Genomic DNA, 21,576 nt, shown 5'->3' with positions numbered 1-21,576 from the left:
GGACTTAGAGCACGCGCTCCAGGCAGTAGTCGATGCAGGCGAGGAGGGCCTCCACGTCCTCGACCTCCACGCTCGGCCACGTTCCGATGCGCAGCTGGTTGGCGCCCACGCCGCGGTAGGCGCCGATATCGACGATCCCTCGTGCGCGCAGGTGCGCGGCCAGCTCAGAGGTGCTGACGGCCTCGTCGATCTCGATCGTGGCGGTCACGGGGGAGCGCCACGCCGGGTTGTCCACGAAGGGGCGTGCGGCCAGATTCGCTTCGGCCCAGTCGTAGATGAGGGACGAGGCCTGGGCGCAGTGGGCGCTCACCGCGTCCATCCCGCCGCGCTTGAGGAGCCAGCGGACCTGGCGCTCCGCCATGATGATTGTTGCGAGCGCGGGAGTGTTGAGGGTCTGGTCCTTGCGCGAGTTGTCGATGGCTGCGGACAGGGAGAGGAACTGCGGGACCCAGCGTCCGTCGGCGCTCTCCTCGACGCGGCGGGCGCGCTCGACGGCGGCGGGGGAGAGGAGTGCGACCCACAGGCCACCGTCGGACCCGAGGGCCTTTTGGAGGGAGAAGTAGTAGGCGTCGACCTGGGTCAGGTCGACGGGTGCGGCCCCCGCGATCGACGTGCCGTCCACGAGGGTGAGCGCGTCGGGTACCTCGACCCGGTAGACGGGAGAGGTGACGCCGGTGGAGGTCTCGTTGTGGGGGTAGGCGTAGACGTCGACGCCCTCTGAAGCCCCGCGTGGGGACACGGTAACGAGAGAACCGTGCGCGGCCTCGTCGATGAGGGGGGTAGTGAGGTGGGGCGCGCGGGCCGCCTCGGAGGCGAACTTCGCGCCAAATGCGCCCCAGGAGCCGAACTCCGCGCGAGAAGAGATGAGGCACGCGCAGGCCACGTCCCAGAATGCGGAGGCGCCGCCGTTGCCCAGGACGACCTCGTAGTCGCTGGGGACCGACAGAAGGGTGCGTAGTCCGTCCTTCAGCGAGGCGACCACGTCGCGCACAGGCGTTGCGCGGTGGGAGGTACCCATGAGGAGAGGGGAGGAGAGCGCCTCGAGCTGTGCGGCGCGCACCTTGGAGGGGCCGCAGCCGAAGCGTCCGTCAGTGGGGAGGAGGGCCTGGGGGATGTCGGGGAAAGCCACCATGGCAACAGCCTAGTCTCCTCGGGTCGGGTATTTCCATCACGTTCATTAATCGAATTATCGTGAGGGCGCCCACGCCGACACGCCCGTTTTTCCGCATCAACGCGTCGTTGCGCTTGCGGGAAGGAAGGTGACCCTATTCTGTGTTTATTACATGCCTGATAAAGGAGGGCGTCATGGCAGACCTGATCGACACCACAGAGATGTACCTCAAGACCATCCTCGAGCTCGAGGAGGATGGGGTCACCCCCTTGCGTGCGCGCATCGTCGACCGCCTGGGGCACTCCGGGCCGACGGTCTCGCAGACGGTCGCGCGCATGGAGCGCGACGGGCTGTTGCACGTCATGGGCGATCGTCGCCTCGAGCTGACTGACACTGGCCGGGCACACGCCACCGAGGTGCTGCGTAAGCATCGCCTGGCCGAGCGCCTCCTCCTCGACGTGATCGGTATGGACTGGGCGCAGGTGCACGACGAGGCGTGCCGCTGGGAGCATGTGATGAGCGACGCCGTCGAGGCGCGCCTGGAGGAGCTGCTCAGCAATACCTGCGTGGACCCCTACGGCAACCCTATGCCCGGCTGTGCGCCGCTGGAGGGCGCCTATTCTGCTGAGCTGGCGGTGCGTTCGCTTGAGGCGGGTGCCCTCACGCTGGCGCGCATTGGCGAGCCGATTCAGGCGGATGCGGAGCTGCTTGCCTCCTTTGATGAGCTGGGCCTGCGTCCGGGCGCTCGCGTGGGGCTTTCGGCGCACGGTGACGTCGTGCGTGTCGCCGCTCTCGACGAGGCCGGCGAGGTTCGCGGTTACCTGACGATTCCGATGGCGCTGGCCGCGCACCTTTTCGTGCGGGGTGAGTGAGCGCTGACAATTGACGAGGCCGGGGCGATAAGCCCCGGCTTTTGTCGTCTACGGGGTGTGTCTCGAATCGCGAAACGTGTGTGAGAGGTGAGTTTTTCCTGGGATCCTGGGGGTGCAAATGTCACGAAATGGTAACGATGAGGAGGGTCACTGTTACCAGAACGTGACATTGACCGGTCGGCCAAGGTATAGTTCATATCGGTCATCAGACCACCCGCCCATTCGGAACCCGAAGTGAGACGACGAATGGAGCGGAAAAATCGTCTCACGCGGGGAACCCAGATGTGGCTCCTTGAGCCTTGGGGTGAAGCTCGCACGCCGAGCCGGACCTCCCGTCCGAACCCGACAGCTAACCTCGCAGGGAAACAGGGAGAACATGAGTGAAGACTATTAAGCCTGCTCCGCGTCACCGCATGGCACGTCGCCCGCTGACCGACTCGGTCGTTGAGGGTATGAACGTTTCCGGCGCCGCCCGTCCGATCGCTTTCGCGTCGGCCGCCGGTGTTGCGCTGACCGCGATTGCCGCCGGCGTTGCGAACGCCGCCCCGGCGACCCCCCAGTCTGAGCCGCAGAGCGCTGACCTCAACACGACGACCGTCGCCGTCGATGATGTGACCACCGTTGAGGTCCCGGACATCGAATGGACCGCTGAAGAGGACGTCACAGCTTCCGCGACCGCCGAGGCTCCCGCGCCGGCCCCCGCTGCCGCGACCCCCGCCGCCGATCAGTCCGACTCGGCCGCTTCCCGCTCGGAGTCTCGCGCTGACGAGACCGCCGACACCTCCGCCCGTCAGGCTGCCCTGAACGCGGCCGGTGGCAGCATCGTCGCCACTGCCCTCGGCCTGACCGGCATCCCCTACGTCTACGGTGGCGAGTCCGTCAACGGTCTCGACTGCTCCGGCCTGGTCAAGTACGCGTACGCGGCTGCCGGCATCCCCCTGCCGCACTCCTCGTCCGCTCAGACCGCTGGTGGCACCATCGTGTCCGACCCGCAGCCCGGCGACATCGTGTCCTACCCCGGCCACGTCGCCATCTACATCGGCGGCGGCCAGATGGTCGAGGCCACGGTGCCCGGCCGTCTCTCCCAGGTCTCGCCGGTCCGCCCTGGCGCCACCTACGTGCGCTACTGAGCCTGCGACACATAGCTGATGATCCCCGCAGCCCCCACGGGCTGCGGGGATCGCTGTTTGTGCTCGGGTTGGGCTTTCGCGGATCGTTAAAATGCGGCACAATATAAGTGACTGCCACCACGAGGAGGACATCATGAGTTCTACCGAAGTCATTCTGGTCGGTGTCGATGGCTCGACGGAGAGCCTTGCCGCCGTCAAATGGGCCGCTGATCGCGGCGCGCGCACCGGAGCGCGCATCCATTGCCTGTGTACCTACGCGCTGGCCTCGTACTCTGCTGCCGCTTTGGACGGCGGATACGCCGTTCTCGACGATGAGGCCCTGAAGGCGGGCGCCGAACAGGTTGTCGAGGAGGCAAAGGCCCTGGCACGCGAACGCGGAGCGACGCATGTCTCGGGTTCGACCGAGCCCGGAGACCCGGCGGGGGTGCTCATCGACTTTTCCGCTGAGGTGGACATGATCGTCGTTGGTTCCCGCGGCGGCGGCGGATTCGCTGATCGTCTCCTCGGTACCGTTTCGTCGGCTCTGCCCGCGCACTCGAAGTGCCCCGTCGTCGTTGTACCCCGCCACACCTCGGGCAAGAAGTTCACGCCCGTCGAGCGCGTCGTCGTTGGTATCGACGGCACCGATCAGCCCTCGTGCGCGCTCAAGCGCGCGATCGGCGAGGCCCGCCTGTGGGATGCGCGCCTGACCGCGGTGTCCGCCGTGCCGATCGCGGTGGGCCCGTCCGTCATGACGTGGACCCCCACGGGCGTCGATCACTCGGCCCTGCTCGCGCAGGTGCGCGAGGGAATGGATACTGCGATCGCCGCCGCCCTGGACGGCGATGACTTGCACGTCTCCCGCCACGCCCTCGACGGCTCAGCGGCTTCTCTGCTCATCGAGTTCTCCACCGCGGTCGACCTGGTCGTCGTCGGTACCCGCGGACGCGGAGGGCTGGCCGGCGTGCTTCTCGGTTCGACGTCGCAGACGGTGCTCGGGCACTCGACCTGCCCGGTTATGATCGTTCCCTCCGCCCACCTTGGGGATGCGGGAACGGCCGTGCACACCGAATGGGAGCGCCGCTAAACGCATACGGTCTCGAGGTCGGGGTTCCCACGTGGGTGCCCCGGCCTCGTGCGTGTGTGGGGTTGAAAGCCCGCCGAGGTGAGGCTCTCCGCACGGGGGTTGCAGGGCAGCGGTGCGCGCACTTTGCTACAGTGGGCGCGGACAACTTGTCACGCCCTCGTAGCTCAGGGGATAGAGCACCGCTCTCCTAAAGCGGGTGTCGGACGTTCGAATCGTCTCGGGGGCACAGTAGAAGGACGCCATGCGCAACGCTCTCGGGTATCTCGTGACCGTCGTCGCCGCCCTGTGTTGGGGCGCCTCCGGTGTCTCCGCCGACTACCTCATGGAGCATCACGGTATCGAGCTGACCCTCATCAGCTTCTTCCGCATGTTCGTCTCGGGCATTCTCGCCCTCGCCTACGTTCTCGCGCGCTCGCGCGGGGTCTCCGCTCGTCATCGAGAATTGGTGTCCACACCTCGCAACTGGCGTGACCTCGTGATCTACGCGGTTTTTGGGCTCGCGGCCTGTCAGATCACCTACATGGGGGTAATTCGCGCGTCGAACGCGGGCACCGGCACCGTCCTTGAGTACCTGGGTCTCATCCTCATCGTCGTTTGGGTGTGCCTCACCCACAGGCGATGGCCGCGTGCCTCCGAGGTGATCGCCATCGTCCTCGCCGTGACCGGCACCTTCCTGCTGTGCACGCACGGGTCGCTGGACTCCCTCGTCATTACGCCCACTGCCCTCGCCTGGGGTGCCGTCGCCGCGCTCACGCTGGCGACATACACGCTGCTTCCCGCTCGGCTCATTGCGGCCTATGGCGCGGACGTCGTCGTGGCATACGGCCTGCTGATCGCGGGTGCGTGCGTCGGCCTGGTCGGTCGAGTGTGGCGATTCGACATCACCTGGACGCCCGACGTCGTGCTCGCCATGTTCATCACCGTCGTCCTCGGCACCGCCGTCGCCTCCACCGCCTTCCTGTGGGGCGTGGACCGCATTGGGCCCGTCAAGGCCTCGCTCATCGGGAGCCTCGAGCCCATCGCCGCGACCGCCTTTTCCGCTCTCATCATGGGAAGCAACTACACGGCGATCGACATCGTCGGCATGGCCCTCATCATCGGCGCGGTTGTGACGATTTCCGTTGTCGACCTCCTCCGGGCGCGCCGCGTCACACAATAGGGCGGTGCTGCCGTAGGGTTAAAACGTGGTTCCTAGTATCTTTTCGCGCCGTCCCGCACCCGAGCCCGAGGCCACCGAAGCCTCGTCCACGTCGACGCACCCGACCACCCTCGTCGGCTCTGCGCGCGATGCGTGGCGCTCACGCCTCGACCAGGACATCGCCGCAGACTCCACGTCCCTGCCGACGCTGTCCCTGTCCGGCGCGCACCCCGGAGGCCTCGCCCAGCTCTACACGGAACACCCCGTCCGCCTGAGCCTCCTCATTCGCGAACCCATTGCTCTGGGCCGCGCCCTCGAGCGCGCCCGTTCCATCATCGCGCGCTCCGAGCAGCGCGCCTCCGCGCACGGGACAGGCCCCATCCACCTGGGAATCGGGACCGCCTCGTGGCGTAACGGAACCGACGCCGTCACCGTGCCCGCCCTGCTGCGCCCCGTGCGCCTCGTGCGCCGCGACGACGACGTGCTCATTGCGCTCGGACGCGGCGGCCTGCTCGCGCCCGAACTGTCCGAGGCACTGCGCAGCCACGGCCTCGACGTGGACGGGGACACGATCCTCGCGCAGGCGAGCGGCGCACATGGGTTCTCCTCCTCCCAGGCGATGGCAGCTTTGCGCGAGGCCTGCGCCGCCCTGCCGCGTTTCGAGGTCCGCGACGACCTCGTGATCGGCCTGTTCTGCCACCCGGCCGGTGCCCTCGCCGCCAGCCTGGCCGAGGACGTCACCGCCCTCGAAGACTCTCAGGTGATCCGCGCGCTCGCGGGCGACCAGGACGCGCGCAATGACTTGCGTTCCGAGGCTCCGGTTCCCAACCCCGCTGACCGAGACCCGTGGGCGGAAAAGGGCATCGGCGACCTGATTCCCTCCCAGCAGGACGCGGTCGAGGCCGCCTCCGACGGGCGTAGCGTCTTCATCGACATCCCCGCGCACAGTGACGACGCGTCGGTCGTCGCGGCGATCCTCGCGGACGCTGCCGCCACCGGTCGGTCGGTCCTGCACGTGTCGACCTCCCCGTCGCGTTCAATCGCCGCCTACACGCGCCTGGCCGATCTGGGCCTCGCCGACATCGTGGCGAATATCGACGGCTATTCCGACGCGCGTAAGACCCTGGCAGCGCGCGTGAGCGCCGCGATGGAGGACACCTCGCCCGTCGTCGACCAGGCAAGCGTTGACGAGATGCGCGCCCGCCTGCGCCAGGTACGCGCCGCACTCGCGTCGTATGCGGCCGCGCTCCACCAGCCCTACGGTCGCTTCGGCGTGTGCGCGGCCGACGCGCTGCGTGCCCTCACCGACCTCACGAGCGGGGAGAACCCGCCCACGACCCGCGTGCGCCTGGACGAAAAGACCCTCTACGACATCGCGGTTGATCAGGGTGAGAGTGCCCGCGCCCTGCTGCGCGAGGCCCTGGCATCTGGAACCCTCAGCGGCTCCGCCTCCTCCGCGTGGGGCAACGCTGTCCTGACCTCCGACGAGCAGGCTTCCGACGTGCTGCTGCGCGTCGACCGCCTCTCCAAGACCCTGCCCGAGCTGCGCGTGCACATCGCGGCCGTCGCCGGCGAGGCCGGCATCAAGCCCGCCGGCACGCTCGCCCAGTGGGACCGCCAGCTCGCCATGTTCGATGGCATCGCCGACGTCCTCGACGTCTTCCTGCCCCGCGTGTTCGAGCGCAGCGCCGCCGACATGGTGATTGCGACCGCGCCCAAGCAGTGGCGCAAGGACCACGATATTTCGATGGGCCGCTCCGAGCGCAACCGCCTCGTCAAGCAAGCTCAGGACCTCGTGCGCCCGGGCGTCCATGTGCCCGACCTGCACCGTGCCCTCATTCGCGTTCAGGAGCGCCGCGACGCGTGGTGCGCGGTCTGCGGCGACGACTCGTGGCCCATCCTGCCCGCGAAGATCGGCGAGATTTCAGCCCTGACGGATGCCGTGCGTGACGACCTCGACGCGATCGCCCCCGTGTTCGTGGCCGAGGAACCGGACCTGGTGGGTACCCACCTGCAGCGCCTGACGACCCTCATCGAACGCTGGGCCGGCGACACCTCCGCCGCCCGCGAGGTGCCCGCGCGCCTGCAGATGCGCGAGCGCCTGGCCGCCCACGGCCTCGACAAGCTCGCCCAGGACCTCGCCGATCGTGAGGTCGAGGACGCCGCTATCGACACCGAGCTCGACCTCGCGTGGTGGGCCTCGCTGCTGCGCGCCATGCTCGCCTCCCAGCCCGCGCTCGGCGGAGTGGACCCCGCCTCCCTCGAGGAACTGTTGCGCGAGGGGTGCGAGCTCGACGAGGCCCAGGTGGCCTCTCTCATCCCGCAGGCCATCACGGGCGTGCGCCGAATCCGCACCAACGCCCTGGCGGCCCGCCCCAGCCAGTACGAGGAGCTGCGAGACCTGCTCGCCGACGGAACGGCTCCCTCCGACCTGGACCTGCTCGCGTCGTACCCGCTCGTGCGCCACCTGCTGCCCGTCCTCATGACGGTGCCCTCGATGGTTCCGGCCCTCGCGCCGACGGGGCGCACCGTCGACGTCGTCGTCCTGGACGGCGCTGACGGCCTGCCGCTCGCCGAGCTGGCACCGATCATCGCACGCGGCCACCAGCTGGTCGTGATCGACGATCTGACGGGTGCCTCGGAAGGCGGCGCGACCCGCGAGCTGGCTGATGTCCTGCCGGTCGTGCGTGTCGAGCCCGGTCCACGCCGCCTCAACGATCAGGTGGCCCTGCTGCTCGCCCGGTACGGCTACGAGCACGCCGGTATCCCCGTCCCGTGGACTGCCTCGAACGCGCCCGTGTCCGCCCGCTGGGTGGAGGCGACGGGCATGCCCGCACCCGGTGCGCATGCGATCGAATCGACCGCCGCCGAGGTGCGCGCAGTCGTCGACGCCGTCATCGAACACGCGGTCGAGGCCCCGGAGCGTTCCCTCGCGGTCGTCGCCCTGTCCGAGCGACACGCGCAGCGCATCCGCGAAGCCCTGGAGAGCGTGAAGGCCGACGAGCCTGGCCTGACCTCGTTCTTTGATCCCGCGACGCCGGAACCCTTCGTCGTCGTCGGCCCCGACCAGGTGGCCGGCCTGACCCGCGAATCGCTCATCCTGTCCGTCGGGTTCGCGAAGACCCCGCACGGGCGCGTTATTCATGACTTCGGCGTCCTGTCGAGCGAGGAGGGCGCGGACGCGCTCGCCGAGGTCCTGCGCGTCGTGCGCGGAGACCTGACGCTCGTCTCTGCCCTGCACAGCGAGGAGATCGACCGTGACCGCCTCGGCCACGAGGGTGCGCGTATGCTCGTCGACCTCCTGGAGATCGCCGAGGGGCACGCGGGCGAGGGGATGGACGCCTGGCCTGTCCTGGCCGGTGAGCCGGATCGCCTGCTCGTCGACCTCGCTGAGCACCTGTATTCGCGCGGCCTCGAGGTCGTCGCGAACGTCGGTATCCCCGGCGGCATGCGGATTCCGCTCGCCATCGGTCACCCGGAATCTCCGGGGCGCCTGCTCCTCGCGGTGCTCACGGACGACGAGGAGTACCTGGCGGAGCCCAGCCAGCGCGTGCGCGACCGCGCCCGTCCCCGCTGGCTCGAAGCCCAGGGCTGGGCGGTCTACACCGCCCTGTCGATGCCCCTGTTCATCGACCCCGACAAGGAAGCATCTCTCGTCGTCGATGCCGTCCTGGACGCGCTCGACAAGCTGCGCGCCACCGACGACGAGCCCGCCGTCGAGGTACCCGAGCGCATCGCCGATGACGAGGTCGCGGACGAGCGTGTGGAAGAGCGCGTGGAAGAGGCTTCCTCTGATGATGGTGCCGAAGAAGAGGACGACGCCTCGGATGCTTCAGCCTCCCCGCGCATGCCGATGCTGGACGACGGCCTCGATGAGGAGTCTAAGCGTCGCAAGAAGGCCGACGAGGACACCACCGGCATGCTGCTCGCCATCAAGCGCAAGGAGCGCGCCTCCGAAGAAAACCGTGGTCCGCGCCCCGCGATCGCCAAGGGGCTACCGCTGGCCGCCTACTCCGACGACCAGCTCGACGAGATGGCCGCCTGGGTGCGCTCTGACGGCGTCGAGCGCACGGACCTGGAGACCGCCGAAGAGCTGCGCGAGGCCCTGGGCATCACGCGTCGCGGCTTCCAGTCCGACGCGGTCCTGGGCAACGTCGTGCGCCGCACGAAGCCCGCGAGCGTGCAGGATGCGGATGAGCCGTCGGACGAGGACGCGGCGCCCGGGGACTCCACCGATGAGTGAGCCGACGCCGCGCAAACGTCGCCGCGTCGCCCGCTACGTGTCCGACGTGGACCGTCGCCTCATCGAGGAGGGCCTGCCGCCTTCCTGGGAGGATCGCGTACGCCCCGAGGACACGCGCCCCGGCTCCATGGCCGACGCCCCCGACCGCGGGGATGGCGCCAACGACGCGCGCCTGCTCGAGAACGTGCCGCCGCACGCGCAGGCGCGGGCGTAGGGGCGTAGGCACGCATCCGGATAGGTTATGCGCATCCGGATAGGTTATTAAGCTATCCGGATCTTCGTTACCTATCCGGATGTTGTTTACCCATCCGGATATGCGCAGTTATCCGGGGGCTGCCGCCAGTTGTTCGAGCGGTGGGCCTGTGGTGTGGCTCGTCGCTCGACCCTGTCGTTCCCCCAATCTCGCACGTAATTCCTCGCTGACTATTTCAGGTCTTGAAATCACGTCGCTGCAATTCCAACGTTTTTTCGGGATGCTCAAAAGTGACCGGGTTGAATTACGTGCAACATTTGCGGGGAAGTATGTGCGATCGGGTACTTCAGTGGGGGAGGATCAGCGGAGGAGGATCAGCGGGGAGAGAACCCTGGGACGCCCGAGCGGTGCTCTCATGCTCATACAAAACGGCGGGGCCGATGCAATCGCATCGGCCCCACCGTGTCCCTCACGAGGAGGGAACAAATGCTCAGCGGCGCGGCGTGCCCTGGGCGAGGGCGTCGCGGATCTCGGTGAGGAGCTTGACCTCGTCGGAGACCTCGGCCTCGGGAGCCTCGTCCTCAGCCTTCTTGCGGCGAGCGTTGAGGGCGTTCATGGGCACAACGATGCAGAAGTAGATCGCGAGGGCCATGAGGAGGAAGTTGATGACGGCGGTGATCAGCAGGCCGAACTTCACGTCGGTACCGTTCAGGGTGAGGATGAAGGCGTCCGAGAAATCGTGCTTGCCGATGACGGCCGCGATCAGCGGGTTGATGATGCCGTCGACCAGGGCGTCGACGATGTTCTTGAAGGCGGCACCGATGATGACACCGACGGCGAGCTCGACGACGTTACCGCGAGAGATGAATTCCTTGAATCCCTTGAGCATGGCTTCTCCTGTGTTGAATGAGGCCGGCCGGGCCGGCAATTCTGGATCGCCGAAGTGCCTCGGCGTGGCGGCTCTGTGCCGCCGGGGAGCGCGCGCCGCGTCGGCGCTCGTTTACCGTTGAAAACACTAGTGGGGACTTTTGTCTTAAGGATAGTGATTAGGGGGTAATCTTCGTCGCACTTTTTGTAATTCGGTCAGCGAGCTGCGGATTTACGCCGAACAGTCCGTTGTGAGAGGTGTGTGACAAACGACTGTCGGCGTTGTCATTAACAGGAAAAACATGGCAAAAAGGCCTATCGGACGCTTGTTGTGATCGTGCGTGTCGGCGTCACAATCGCGTCGACGGGAACGTCGTGAGGCTCCGCAGGAATTATTCCGGGCTCCAGTACCTCGTCGTCGAAAACCACAGCAACGACCGGCACGCCGGGGGAGCGGTGCATGAGGGCGCGGTCGTACCAGCCTCCGCCCTGGCCGAGACGTGTCCCGTCCGCCGATGCGGCGAGCGCAGGAGTAACAATCAGATCTGCCTCCTTGAGCGACTTCGCGCCCCGTGCCTCGCCGTCCGGCTGAGCGGGAGGGCGCCCAAGCGTTACCAACGCCCGGCCCGCCTCCCACAGTCCCCAGCGCGGTGCGCCGAGGGGAGCCCCGGCCTCGTCGAGGAGGACCGGGAGGAGCGCGCGTTCAAACAGTCCGAGCGTGAGGGATATGTCGGGTTCGAGGGGGGTGGGTACGAACAGCGCGGGCAGGGCGACTCCGCCCATCGACGAGGCCAGGGCGTGGATCTGGCGAGCGATCCCTGACGCTTCGGCGCGGTCGCGAACGGGAATGGGGGAGGGGATGAATTCCGGGGTGGACAGGGCCTCGACTGCGGGCGTGCCGACGCGCCGAGCGCGGCGCCTGCTACGCACCTCCGCGCGGAGAGTTGTTTTTGTGGCCATCGTCTCCCTTTCGGGCCGTTTTTTCGCTACTCTGTGAAGTATGTCAGATAAAAACCAGCCCGTAGTGCACGCCGTCGTTCCCTCGGCCGGTCGCGGAACCCGCTTCCTGCCCATCACGAAGTCCGTGCCCAAGGAAATGTTGCCCGTCGTCGACCGTCCCTCGATCGAGTACATCGTGCGCGAGGCCACGGACGCCGGGATCGAAGACATCCTCTTCGTGACCCGCGCCGGCAAGCAGTCGATCGAAGACTACTTCGACGCCGAACCCGGCCTCGAGGCCGACCTGGAGAAGGCCGGCAAGGAGAAGGCCCTCGAGTACGTCAACGAGTACAAGAAGTACGCGCGCGTCCACTCCGTGCGCCAGGGCCACCCCCTCGGCCTCGGCCACGCGATCCTGCAGGCCAAGTCCCACGTGGGCGACGCCCCCTGCGCGGTCCTGCTGCCCGACGACCTGATGGAGCCCGGCTCGCAGCTGCTGCGCAAGATGATCCAGGTGCGCGCAGCCCTGGGCGGCACCGTCGTTGCCCTGCTGAAGGTCACCCCCGAGCAGGCCACCGCCTACGCGTCGACCGCCGTTGAGGTCCTGCCGATCCCCGAGGGCGTCGACCTCGAAGAGGGCCAGCTCATGCGCATCACCGACGTCACCGAGAAGCCCCCGCTCGAAGAGGTCAAGTCCGAGTACGCGGTCGTCGGCCGCTACCTGCTCGACCCGGCCGTGTTCACGGCCCTCGAGAACATCGAACCGGGCGCCGGCGGTGAGTATCAGCTCACAGATGGGTACGCGCGCATGATCGACCTCCCCGAAGAAGAGGGTGGAGGGTTGTACGGTGTAGTCATCGACGAGCGACGCTTCGACACCGGGGACAAACTCGGCTACCTCGAAGCTAACGTCACGCTCGCCCTTGAGGACCCGGCGCTTGGAGCGGAACTCAAGGAGTTCCTGCGCTCCAAGCTCGAGGACTAAGAACTATGCGAAGCGTTGCCGACTTCTACCAGGACTGCATGGCCGTTGCCCACGCGCTGCCGCCGCTCGACGTTCAGCTCGCTGACGCGGTCAGCTGCGTGCTCGCAGAGGACGTGCAGGCCCCCTTCAACCTCCCGGTCGCCGACCTGTCGGCGTGCGACGGATACGCCGTTCGCATCCGTGACTGCGAGGGAGCCACCCTGGAGTCGCCGGTGACGCTTCCCGTCACCGAGGAGATCCGCGCTGGCGCCGTCGACCCGGCGGCCCTCGTGCCCGGCACCGCGATCCGCATCGCGTCCGGCGCGCCCATGCCCTCCGGCGCCGAGGCGGTGGTCTCCCTCGAGTTCACGGATCACGGCATCGCCCAGGTCGCCCTGCGTACCGCCCCCGCCAACGGCGAGAACATTCGCCGCCGCGCGGAGGATGTTGCGCAGGGTGACACGGTGCTGCGCTCCGGCACGCGAATCGGTGCCCGCCAGATGGCGCTCCTCGCCGGCGTGGGCCGCGACCGCGTGCTGGTTCACCCGCGCCCGCGCGTCGTCATCATCTCGATCGGCGACGAGATCGTCGAGCCCGGCGGCGAGGCCCGCCCCGGCACCGTCTTCGACGCGAACGGTCACGCCCTGTCGACCGCTGTTGCCGACGCCGGCGCACAGACCTTCCGCGTCGCCGCCGTCCCGGATGAGCGCGCCCGCCTGCGCGAGACCATCGAGGACCAGCTGGTGCGCGCGGACCTGATCCTGACGACCGGCGGCATCTCCTACGGCAGTGGCGACACTGTGCGTGAGGTCCTCGGCGCGCTCGGTACCGTCCGCTTCGACAACGTCGCCGCCTGGCCCGGCCACATCATGGGTGTGGGCACCGTCGGCGCCGAGGACGGACAGCCCGGCACTCCCATCGTCTGCCTGCCCGGCGACCCCGTCTCCGCCCAGGTCTGCTTCGAGGTGTTCGTCCGCCCCGCGCTGCGCCACATGCAGGGCTGGACCGCCGTCAACCGTCCCGTCGTGCGCGCCGCCATCGACCGCTCCTGGTACTCCCCGCGAGGCCGCCGCGAGTTCGTGCGCGTGCGCCTCACCGGCTCCCCCCGCTCCGGCTACAACGCCGCCGTCATGGGAACCCCGGCCTCGTTGCTGCTGTCCGCGCTCGCGGACTCCAACGCGCTCGCCGTCGTGCCCGAGGACGTGACGACGGTGCGCGCGGGTGACCGCCTGCAGTGCCTGGTCCTCGAATGAAATGCTTCCTTCGTCGTCCCCGGTGCGTGTGGGGCCGCGACATTGAGATGCTCACGCTGCGCGTGGCCGACCCGGTGGGCCGCGGCTTCCTGCGCAGCGGCACCGAGTCGAATCCGCGCCCGCGCGAGCTCGTCGTGCGCCCCGTGCGCGGCGAGGAACACCGCACGCTCGATGCCGTGCGCCGCACCGACGGGCACTGGCTGCGCCCGTGGGAGGCGACCCTGCCCCCGGATACGCTCGAACATATCCCGACGTTCTCGCAGTACATGCGTCGCGCGGATCGCGATCATCGCGAGGGGACCGGTCTGATTTTTGGCGTGCAGATCGACGGGCGCTTCGTCGGCCAGTTCTCCGTCTCCAATGTGCACTGGGGTGCGATGTCGTCGGGCATGCTCGGCTACTGGATCGTCTCCGAATGGTCGGGCCGAGGCCTGGGTTCCCTGGTCGCGGCACTCGTTCTCGACCTCGTCGTCGGCGAGTTGGGGCTGCATCGCGTCGAAGTGTGCGTGCGTCCCGAGAACGAGCGTTCCCTGGGCGTGTGCCGAGGCCTCGGCCTCGTGGAAGAAGGGCTGCGTCCGCGCTTCATGCACATCGGTGGCCAGTGGGCGGACCATATTGCGTTCTTTATTGATGCTGAGTCCCTGCCCGAGGGCGGCCTCGTGCGGCGCCGGTGGGGGAGTTCGGCGATCGACTGAGCGGCGTCGTTTATTCTCTCCCTGAGGTCTGCCTATCCGGAGCTTGAGGCCTCGCGCGGTGGTGCAAATGGTGCAGATGTTACAGGTGTGACACCTGTGATTACTTCTCTTTTTACCGAAAGGTTTGAGACCCCGACACGCGCCCATCGCACAAAGCGCAGCGCCACAAACGCCCGTACTTTGTGAGGGTGGAGATTGGTGGACTCGTCATTGCAGCGATATTCGTCGCGCTCATCGCGACGGTACCGTCGCTCGTTGCACGCAGGACAGCAATCGTTCAGTCTCGAGAAATTGACCGTTTCTCTCCGAGGCTGCGCATGATCCACACGAATGAGCCAGAATTAGACACATGCGACCACGCCAGCGGAACCATCCTGGCGCGGGGCGCGTTGATGAGCGGAGGCAGCATGCACCAGGGCACCACGGGGCGCACGCGTCCCGTTATCGACCGTCGCAACAACAAGGCGGTTCGTGAGATCGCGAAGCTGCGCGCCCGCCGCGCCGCCCGTCTTGCCGCCGAAAGCGCCGCCGGCCGCCGCCGCATGGTTGTTACCGGCGTGTGTGCGCTCGCAACCGTCGCGCTCGGCATTGTCATCGCGGCGACCTCTATCGCGTGGGCGTGGATCGCCATCCCGGCCGCCGCGCTCGTCGCATCCCTGGCTACCTCCCGCGTCGCCGCCGTGCGTTCCCAGCGCGCCTCCGAGCGTGAGCTCGAGCTGCTGACCAAGCTTCGCGGCGACGTGCGCGGCGCTGGGCGCGCCACCGCCGCTGCCCCTGCGGAGACTCAGGCTTCGTCTTCCTCCTCTTCATTGGAAGAGGTCGCCGAGGTGGTCGAGGCGTCCGAGCCTCAGACCGGCTCCGTGCCCTCCCTCGTCTTCAACGTCGAGGTTCCCGAGGTCGTTGAGGTCGCTGACACCCCGGCCCGAGCCTGGACCGTCGCGCCGATCCCTGCACCCACCTACGCCTCGCGCGAGCGCGTGCGCGGCCGCATCGTCCACGCCGACACCGACCTGCGCGGCATCCCGCGCATCGCCGCCGCCGTCCCGGCTCGCCCGATCGCCCAAACTGCCCAGGTGGGCGCCCGCTCCACCGCCGAGGTCGTCGCCGATCAGGCCGTCGCCCTCGACCTGGATGCCGTCCTGGACGCGCGACGCGCCCAATAGGGGATCTTTCAGCTGCTGATGCCGCGCCGCGGGCCTTCGGGCTCGCGGCGCTGTCGCATGTGTGGGCTTCGTGTCATGCCGCACTGGGTGGTGGTCGGCTTGCATGGCCGATTGTGATGGTGCTAAGCTGTTCGAGTCCTTGGGGCTATGGCGCAGTTGGTAGCGCGTCTCGTTCGCAATGAGAAGGTCGGGGGTTCGAATCCCCCTAGCTCCACCACAGGCCGACATCCGATCGCGGATGTCGGTTTTTTGTATGCCTGGGCGCGTTCGTGCGGTGCCTGTTGTTGTGTTGATTGGTGCCGCTGGTGTTCGGGGCGCCTGCAGGGCCGGGTTGTGGGGCCGGGCCGCTGTGTGTGCCGGTGGGCGGCGGCCCGCCCGCGAGCCGTCTGCGCCGCGAGCTTCGGGATTATAGGACAAAACTGAAGGCGGTGGTCACCCAAAACATCGACGGCCTCCACCAGGCCGCGGGCTCCAAGCGCGTGCTCGAGCTCCACGGGAACTGGACGAGGCTGGAGTGCACGGGGTGCGGCGCGCGCTCCACCATCGACGACTTCGACGAGGCCCGGGCCGGGCGCGTGCCCCACTGCCCGTCGTGCTCCGCCGTGGTGCGCCCGGACATCGTGTTCTACGGCGAGGCTCTGGACCCGGCGACGCTGGAGGGGGCCGTCCTGGCCATAGCGGGGGCGGACATGCTGATCGTGGGCGGCACGTCGTTGGCGGTCTACCCGGCGGCCGGGCTCATCGACTACTACCAGGGCGGGCGCCTCGTCCTCATGAACGCGACGCCCACCCCCTACGACGGGCGCGCCGACCTGATCATCCGCGAGCCCATCGGCCGCGTCTTCGCGCAGATCCAGGGGCACGTGTGAGCAGGCGCCACAGTGCGGCCAGAGTAAGTGGCGGCGTGAGGCAGTTTCGCACCCGGTGCCCACAGCGCTGACTCACGCAACAGCACCCGCTCGCCCCACTGCGCCGCCAGCGCCCATCGATAGGCCCTGGGCGGCGGGACATCACATGGATCAGCCCGCCGCCCTTGGGATTCTGGGACGCCCCGAGCCGCGGCCTACTGCTACCCCTACTTCCCGTCGTCCATCTTGCCGTCGTCCATCTTGCCGTCGTCCATCTTGCCGTCGTCCATCTTGCCGTCGTCCATCTTGCCGTCGTCCATCTTCCCGTCGTTCATCTTGCCGTCGTCCATCTTGCCGTCGTCCATCCCCCCCTTCATGCCATCGCCCGACATCGAGTTCTCCATCTTCGTGTCCTGCGTCATCGACGGCGACGACGGGTTCTCCATCTTGTCGTTGGCGGAGTTCCCACAGGCCGCCAAACCAGCGGCGAAGACGACGGACAGGGCGGCTGCCAGAGCCGCGCGGCGAATACTCATTGCGTGATTCCTTCTGTTGATGGGCGCTCCGTTAGCGCCTTCACCCTCCTATTCGGCGCGAACAGCGCCACGGATCATCCAGCCATCAGTGACATACAACACACGACATCTGCTGATCCGCGACTGCGACTGCGACGAATCAGGAGTAGCACCACACGAAAGGAGCATCATGACAACCCTGGTCCTCATCGGATTCCTCGGTGGCCTCATCACGGGCATCTCCCCGTGCATCCTCCCCGTCCTCCCCGTCATCTTCATGGCGGGTGGCGCCGCTTCGGCGCGCCCCTCCCTTTCCTTCGCTGTTGCTCCGGGCACCGGCATCTCCCTCGGGGGACTGCCGGCGCACAGGAAGACCACCGTGCGACACGGCCAGTGCCCCGCGCCCCCTCGAAATGGCGGCCCTACCAGGTCGTCGCGGGACTGGTCCTCAGCTTCACAGCATTCACGCTGCTCGGCTCGACACTGCTCACGGCGCTCCACCTGCCCCAGGACTTCATCCGGTGGGCCGGGGTGGTCCTGCTGGTCCTCATCGGTGTGGGCATGATCGTCCCACGGTTCATGCACGTCCTGGAGAAGCCCTTCGCCGTGTTCTCCAAGGCCGGTAGGCGCACGGGGACCAACGGCTTCGGCCTGGGCATCGTCCTCGGCGCCGCCTACGTGCCCTGCGCGGGACCCGTACTGGCGGCGGTGATCGTCGCCGGCTCCACCGGCCGCATCGGGGCCGACACCGTGGCCCTGGCGCTCTCCTTCGCCGCGGGCACAGCGATCCCCCTCCTGGCCTTCGCCCTAGCGGGGCGCCGCCTCACCGAGCGCGTCTCCGCGTTCAGCCGCCACCAGCGGCGCGTGCGCATCGCCGCAGGCGCCACCGTCCTGGCGTTGGCCGCCGGGATCGTCACCGACTTGCCCGCCGTTCTCCAAAGGGCGCTGCCCGACTACACGTCAGCGCTGCAGCGCAGCGCCGATCCGGGTCTGAGCAGGGGCGAAGGCCAGCGCTCAGCCTGCGTCGACGGCGCGACGACCCTGGCGGACTGCGGCGCGCTCCCCTCCTTGAAACCCACCGCGTGGCTCAACACGGACGGCGGGGCGGCCCCCCAGGGCAGTGGAGCGACCCTGGTCGACTTCTGGGCGTACTCGTGCATCAACTGCCAGCGCTCCATTCCCGGGATCGAAAGGCTTTACGAGGCGTACCACCCCTACGGGCTCCAAGTCATCGGCGTCCACTCCCCCGAGTACGCCTTCGAGAAGGAGACCGCGAACGTCCAATCCGGGGGCGACAAGCTGGGCATCACCTACCCGATCGCCGTCGACTCCGACCTGGAGACCTGGACGGATTTCGACAACCACTACTGGCCCGCCCAGTACCTGGCGGACGCGCACGGGCAACTGCGCTACACGCACTTCGGAGAGGGCGGCGAGGCGACCCTGGAGTCACTGATCCGCCGGCTCCTGGCCGACCAGGGCAACGCGCTGCCCGACCCGCTCTTCACCGACGACGGCGTCGAAGGAGTGGCCTTTCACCGCACGCCCGAGACCTACTTGGGCCACGAACGTGCAGCAAGCTTCGCGGGGACGGAGGCCTACTCCGCCGGGACGCGCGACTACGCGGCCCCGGCCTCGTTAGGCGCGGACCGCTTCGCCCTGCAGGGACGGTGGACCATCGGCGCCCAGTCGATCAGCCCCGCCGACGACGAGGCGGAACTGCGCCTCATGTGGCGCGGACGCCGCGTGGACCTGGTGGTCTCGGGCGAGGGCGACCTCACCTGGGAGATGGACGGCCAGTCCCACACCCAGCATGTGAGCGGCACCCCGAACTCGATGACGCTGGTGAGCGGGGACACCGATTCCTCAGGGCTGCTCACCGTCACGGCCAGCAAGGGTTTGGCGCTCTACTCCTTCACCTTCGGGTGACGGCTTGGCCGCGGAGGAACAGGTGGCCTTCGCGGCGCCGCCCCGGCGGAGACCCCGCCCGGCGCCGGGCGTCCACCGGCACCGGGCGCCACGGCGTTCTATCATGAGCACCGTGAATGACACCGCCGAACGCGACCTGGGCCGCGAAGACCTGCAGTTGGTCGCCGAAGGGGACAAACGGGCGTTCGCGAGGCTCTACGACGCCTGGGCGCCCACGCTCTTCGCGCTCATCAGCTGCGTCCTCAAGGACCGCGCCCAAGCAGAAGAGGTCCTGCAGGACACGTTCCTCCACGTGTGGAGGCGCGCCCCCTCCTACGACCCCGGCCGCGGCAGCGTCCGCGCCTGGCTCACCACCATCGCCCGCAGGCGGGCCATCGACCGGGTGCGCTCGGCCCAGGCGGCGCGCGACCGCGAACTCGCCTCGCCCCCGGACGTGGACTGGGACCAGACGGCGGAGGAGGCGGAGTCCCGCATCGCGGGCGGAGACGTCCGCCGCGCGCTCGGCTCCCTGGGGGAGCCGCACAAGACCGTCATCCTCCTGTCGTACTTCGGGGGACTGAGCCATTCGAGGATCGCCGACGCGACGGGACTGCCGCTCGGCACCGTGAAAAGCACGATCCGCCAGGCCCTCGCCCGCCTGCGCACCATCTTGGAGGAACGATGAGCGACCACATCTTCGACGACGACGAGACCGCTGCCCGCCTCGGCGCCTCCCTCGCCCCCGTCGAGCCGTCGGCGCGCGTGCGCGACGCCCTCCTGGCCGCGATCGAGGAGGTCGAGCAGGAGCGGCGGACGGGGGCCCCTGAGGAGGCCGCAGCGGAGGACGGCCCCGGCGCCGGCCCGCGCCTCGTCCGCATGGTGGCGCCCACTGCGGCGGGGGCAGGATCAGAGGCGGGCTCCGGCTCCGGGGTGGCGGCCGAGACCGGGGCGGACTCCGGATCCGGAAGCCGCGGAGGTGCCCATGGGAAGGCCCCCGCGCGCGACCGCAGGGCCATCCCCATGTTCGCGCGCGTCCTCGCCGCGGCGGCTGCGGCGGTCGCGCTCTTCATAGCGGGGATCGGCGTGGGCCGGTGGACCACGATGACCTCAATGGAGTCCACCAGTCACTACGCCGCCCTCAACCAGGCGCAAGACGTACGGCGCTCCACCGACACCATGCCCGACGGGCACGTTGTCACCCTCACCTGGTCGCCGGAAATGGGGATGACCGCGATCACCACGCCCTCGGCGCTGCGGGCACCCGAGGGACAGGTGATGCAGGTGTGGGCGCGCCACGGAAACACCGTCGAATCCTTGGGCGTTTACGAGCGGCGGGGCGGGGACTACTCCTTCGTGGACATCATGCCCCAGCCGGGCAGTGAGATCTTCTTGACCTTCGAGCCCCAGGGCGGGTCCGCCCAGCCGACGGGCGAGCCCCTGGTGGTCCTGCGCGTCGGGGCCCCGGACTCGGCCCCCACCCCGGGAGGGGCGCCCTCCCCCTCAACCGCGCCCACCTGGGACGGGGGACGATCATCTGACGGGCAATCGGGCGCAGTGTAGACGGCGCCGCGCAGCCCCGTTTTACACACACAAGGATCGGAATTACGCAACATGCGACCGCGTACAAGGGCGGAATCAAGCCGTTGTATGCGCAGTGTGTTTCGGAAATCAGTCCCCTTACGTGCGTGCCCGACTAGGCCGTGTTGTCTGATTCCGGTCCTTTTGTGTGCGTGGTTGTGGGGAGGGGCTGCGTGTGCGGCTCGTTGTCGATGCTTTGGGCGGCTTCGTACGCTGTGCTGCGGGATTCGCTCGCGGTTGCGCGGCTTCGTGCGCCGCTTCACCACTTAGCCCGCCGTTGCACCACTTAGCGCACCGCTACACCACTTAGGGCTCCACTGCGCCACTTAGGCCCAAATGGGCCCTGGTTCTCCCGGCGTGTCGGGGGCCTAAGTGGTGCGGGCAATGCCCAAGTGGCGCAGACGCGGGCGCGCACCCGGACCCAGGCGCCCTTGGGCCAGGCGCAGCCGTGCCGCCGCACCACAGCCGCGCCCTCCAGTGCCCAGCGGACGACACTGGGGCAGGAAACCAAGCATTGGGGTAGGTTACTAACCTGCCCGAATGACCTGTTTCCTACCCCAATGCGGAACAACGCTTGCAAAACAGCCCGCCGGGTCGGGTCACCTCGCCGACCGGCCACCTGGTCGGGTCGTCGGGAGCCGAGGCCGCGGCATGGCGGGCGCGAGGCCTGGCGCGGGCACCCCCGCCGGAAGTGGGCCTTGCCGGGGGCACAATACCCGAAAGATCCCACCGCACCCGCACACGTGATACGCCCTAGGGGCGCACGTAGTCGACCAGCGCAGGTGTGGAGCGCTCGATAACGGCCAGGGTGTCCACGAAGTCCCCGTAGTCCCCGTACCAGGGGTCGGGCAGGTCCTTGTCCCGGCCGGGCCCCTCGGGCAGGTGCGCGTAGAGAACGCGCTCGGGGGCGGCGGGGCTGTTTGCGTCATCCATCGGACCACCTTACGTTCGGGGCGGACCGGGCGCAGCGGCACCAGGCATGGCGTGTTGTTCGCACGTGAGTCCGCTAGTCCGTGCGCTCACCTGCGCTGGCGACTGGTCGACCCGCAGCACTGCTGAGTGTTGGAGGAGTTACCTACGCCCCGCATAGCCC

General features: G+C 68.3%; 18 protein-coding genes, 2 tRNA genes, 1 pseudogene and 1 riboswitch. Of the genes and pseudogenes, 16 read left to right on the top strand and 5 right to left on the bottom strand.

Annotation, left to right across the window (positions count from 1 at the left end; genetic code table 11):
* Positions 1–4: 4 nt before the first annotated feature.
* Positions 5–1,132 carry a phosphoserine transaminase gene (serC, locus tag FBF35_RS08915; protein WP_060565801.1) on the bottom strand — a complete coding sequence of 376 codons (1,128 nt, stop codon included), beginning with the start codon at positions 1,130–1,132 and terminating at the stop codon, positions 5–7.
* Positions 1,133–1,305: 173 nt separating this feature from the next.
* Between serC and FBF35_RS08910 the strand changes: the two genes are divergently transcribed.
* From FBF35_RS08910 to FBF35_RS08880, 7 genes are all read left to right on the top strand, one after another.
* Positions 1,306–1,983 (top strand): metal-dependent transcriptional regulator, encoded by a 678-nt coding sequence (locus FBF35_RS08910; RefSeq protein WP_060565800.1) that lies wholly within the window; start codon positions 1,306–1,308, stop codon positions 1,981–1,983.
* Positions 1,984–2,208: 225 nt separating this feature from the next.
* Positions 2,209–2,361, top strand: a riboswitch (cyclic di-AMP (ydaO/yuaA leader).
* Positions 2,362–2,363: 2 nt separating this feature from the next.
* The gene (locus tag FBF35_RS08905) at positions 2,364–3,113 is read left to right on the top strand and encodes a C40 family peptidase (protein WP_347230189.1); all 750 of its coding nucleotides are present in this window, start codon (positions 2,364–2,366) and stop codon (positions 3,111–3,113) included.
* Between the two features lie 133 nt (positions 3,114–3,246).
* Positions 3,247–4,179 (top strand): universal stress protein, encoded by a 933-nt coding sequence (locus tag FBF35_RS08900; RefSeq protein WP_060565798.1) that lies wholly within the window; start codon positions 3,247–3,249, stop codon positions 4,177–4,179.
* A gap of 153 nt (positions 4,180–4,332) precedes the next feature.
* Positions 4,333–4,405, top strand: a tRNA-Arg gene (locus FBF35_RS08895).
* Between the two features lie 15 nt (positions 4,406–4,420).
* Positions 4,421–5,338, top strand: a complete 918-nt coding sequence (locus FBF35_RS08890) for a DMT family transporter (protein ID WP_060565797.1) — start codon at positions 4,421–4,423, stop codon at positions 5,336–5,338.
* Positions 5,339–5,363: 25 nt separating this feature from the next.
* Positions 5,364–9,560 (top strand): hypothetical protein, encoded by a 4,197-nt coding sequence (locus tag FBF35_RS08885; protein WP_060565796.1) that lies wholly within the window; start codon positions 5,364–5,366, stop codon positions 9,558–9,560.
* Positions 9,553–9,774 (top strand): hypothetical protein, encoded by a 222-nt coding sequence (locus FBF35_RS08880; RefSeq protein WP_048672678.1) that lies wholly within the window; start codon positions 9,553–9,555, stop codon positions 9,772–9,774. Before FBF35_RS08885 ends, FBF35_RS08880 begins: the two co-directional genes overlap by 8 nt.
* A 469-nt stretch (positions 9,775–10,243) precedes the next feature.
* On the opposite strand, the gene mscL is transcribed toward FBF35_RS08880, so the two are convergent.
* Positions 10,244–10,642 (bottom strand): large conductance mechanosensitive channel protein MscL, encoded by a 399-nt coding sequence (gene mscL, locus FBF35_RS08875; RefSeq protein ID WP_060565795.1) that lies wholly within the window; start codon positions 10,640–10,642, stop codon positions 10,244–10,246.
* A gap of 293 nt (positions 10,643–10,935) precedes the next feature.
* Entirely contained in the window at positions 10,936–11,580 is a 645-nt protein-coding gene (locus FBF35_RS08870) for a 5-formyltetrahydrofolate cyclo-ligase (protein WP_060565794.1), read from the bottom strand.
* A 40-nt stretch (positions 11,581–11,620) separates the two neighbouring features.
* Between FBF35_RS08870 and FBF35_RS08865 the strand changes: the two genes are divergently transcribed.
* The 6 genes and pseudogenes from FBF35_RS08865 to FBF35_RS08840 form a co-directional block, all read left to right on the top strand.
* Complete coding sequence (locus FBF35_RS08865; protein WP_187348946.1) at positions 11,621–12,544, top strand: UTP--glucose-1-phosphate uridylyltransferase; 924 nt, start codon at positions 11,621–11,623, stop codon at positions 12,542–12,544.
* A 5-nt stretch (positions 12,545–12,549) separates the two neighbouring features.
* The gene (gene glp / locus FBF35_RS08860) at positions 12,550–13,776 is read left to right on the top strand and encodes a gephyrin-like molybdotransferase Glp (protein ID WP_003790664.1); all 1,227 of its coding nucleotides are present in this window, start codon (positions 12,550–12,552) and stop codon (positions 13,774–13,776) included.
* Positions 13,773–14,471, top strand: a complete 699-nt coding sequence (locus tag FBF35_RS08855) for a GNAT family N-acetyltransferase (RefSeq protein WP_060565792.1) — start codon at positions 13,773–13,775, stop codon at positions 14,469–14,471. The genes glp and FBF35_RS08855 overlap by 4 nt, the downstream gene beginning before the upstream one ends.
* A 188-nt stretch (positions 14,472–14,659) precedes the next feature.
* Positions 14,660–15,634 carry a hypothetical protein gene (locus FBF35_RS08850; protein WP_060565791.1) on the top strand — a complete coding sequence of 325 codons (975 nt, stop codon included), beginning with the start codon at positions 14,660–14,662 and terminating at the stop codon, positions 15,632–15,634.
* Between the two features lie 141 nt (positions 15,635–15,775).
* Positions 15,776–15,851 (top strand) — tRNA-Ala (locus FBF35_RS08845).
* Positions 15,852–16,050: 199 nt separating this feature from the next.
* Positions 16,051–16,503 (top strand): annotated as a pseudogene (locus FBF35_RS08840) (SIR2 family NAD-dependent protein deacylase); the annotation flags it as partial.
* Positions 16,504–16,709: 206 nt separating this feature from the next.
* Here FBF35_RS08840 and FBF35_RS08835 read toward each other — a convergent pair.
* The gene (locus FBF35_RS08835; protein WP_060565790.1) at positions 16,710–17,018 is read right to left on the bottom strand and encodes a hypothetical protein; all 309 of its coding nucleotides are present in this window, start codon (positions 17,016–17,018) and stop codon (positions 16,710–16,712) included.
* A 3-nt stretch (positions 17,019–17,021) separates the two neighbouring features.
* Between FBF35_RS08835 and FBF35_RS08830 the strand changes: the two genes are divergently transcribed.
* From FBF35_RS08830 to FBF35_RS08820, 3 genes are all read left to right on the top strand, one after another.
* Entirely contained in the window at positions 17,022–18,926 is a 1,905-nt protein-coding gene (locus tag FBF35_RS08830; protein WP_316043220.1) for a cytochrome c biogenesis protein CcdA, read from the top strand.
* A 103-nt stretch (positions 18,927–19,029) separates the two neighbouring features.
* Positions 19,030–19,590 (top strand): sigma-70 family RNA polymerase sigma factor, encoded by a 561-nt coding sequence (locus tag FBF35_RS08825; protein WP_060565788.1) that lies wholly within the window; start codon positions 19,030–19,032, stop codon positions 19,588–19,590.
* Positions 19,587–20,465, top strand: a complete 879-nt coding sequence (locus FBF35_RS08820; protein ID WP_060565787.1) for an anti-sigma factor — start codon at positions 19,587–19,589, stop codon at positions 20,463–20,465. Before FBF35_RS08825 ends, FBF35_RS08820 begins: the two co-directional genes overlap by 4 nt.
* A 771-nt stretch (positions 20,466–21,236) precedes the next feature.
* Here FBF35_RS08820 and FBF35_RS08815 read toward each other — a convergent pair.
* On the bottom strand, positions 21,237–21,416 hold the full coding sequence (locus FBF35_RS08815; RefSeq protein ID WP_060565786.1) for a hypothetical protein: 180 nt from the start codon (positions 21,414–21,416) through the stop codon (positions 21,237–21,239).
* Between the last annotated feature and the right edge of the window lie 160 nt (positions 21,417–21,576).

Origin of the sequence: Schaalia odontolytica (genome assembly GCF_005696695.1) — a bacterium.
In the GTDB taxonomy this organism is placed as follows: domain Bacteria; phylum Actinomycetota; class Actinomycetes; order Actinomycetales; family Actinomycetaceae; genus Pauljensenia; species Pauljensenia odontolytica_C.
Note: the sequence above shows the minus strand (reverse complement) of the source record. Positions and strands in the feature narration are given on the sequence as shown.

What these genes read in the sequence shown, in the direction of transcription:
- glp (WP_003790664.1), top strand. Translation starts at nt 12,550, where the DNA reads ATGCGAAGCGTTGCCGACTTCTACCAGGACTGCATGGCCGTTGCCCAC.
- FBF35_RS08865 (WP_187348946.1), top strand. Translation starts at nt 11,621, where the DNA reads ATGTCAGATAAAAACCAGCCCGTAGTGCACGCCGTCGTTCCCTCGGCC.
- FBF35_RS08900 (WP_060565798.1), top strand. Translation starts at nt 3,247, where the DNA reads ATGAGTTCTACCGAAGTCATTCTGGTCGGTGTCGATGGCTCGACGGAG.
- FBF35_RS08910 (WP_060565800.1), top strand. Translation starts at nt 1,306, where the DNA reads ATGGCAGACCTGATCGACACCACAGAGATGTACCTCAAGACCATCCTC.
- FBF35_RS08815 (WP_060565786.1), bottom strand. Translation starts at nt 21,416, where the DNA reads ATGGATGACGCAAACAGCCCCGCCGCCCCCGAGCGCGTTCTCTACGCG.
- FBF35_RS08820 (WP_060565787.1), top strand. Translation starts at nt 19,587, where the DNA reads ATGAGCGACCACATCTTCGACGACGACGAGACCGCTGCCCGCCTCGGC.
- FBF35_RS08880 (WP_048672678.1), top strand. Translation starts at nt 9,553, where the DNA reads ATGAGTGAGCCGACGCCGCGCAAACGTCGCCGCGTCGCCCGCTACGTG.
- FBF35_RS08890 (WP_060565797.1), top strand. Translation starts at nt 4,421, where the DNA reads ATGCGCAACGCTCTCGGGTATCTCGTGACCGTCGTCGCCGCCCTGTGT.
- serC (WP_060565801.1), bottom strand. Translation starts at nt 1,132, where the DNA reads ATGGTGGCTTTCCCCGACATCCCCCAGGCCCTCCTCCCCACTGACGGA.
- FBF35_RS08870 (WP_060565794.1), bottom strand. Translation starts at nt 11,580, where the DNA reads ATGGCCACAAAAACAACTCTCCGCGCGGAGGTGCGTAGCAGGCGCCGC.
- mscL (WP_060565795.1), bottom strand. Translation starts at nt 10,642, where the DNA reads ATGCTCAAGGGATTCAAGGAATTCATCTCTCGCGGTAACGTCGTCGAG.
- FBF35_RS08855 (WP_060565792.1), top strand. Translation starts at nt 13,773, where the DNA reads ATGAAATGCTTCCTTCGTCGTCCCCGGTGCGTGTGGGGCCGCGACATT.
- FBF35_RS08835 (WP_060565790.1), bottom strand. Translation starts at nt 17,018, where the DNA reads ATGAGTATTCGCCGCGCGGCTCTGGCAGCCGCCCTGTCCGTCGTCTTC.
- FBF35_RS08825 (WP_060565788.1), top strand. Translation starts at nt 19,030, where the DNA reads ATGAGCACCGTGAATGACACCGCCGAACGCGACCTGGGCCGCGAAGAC.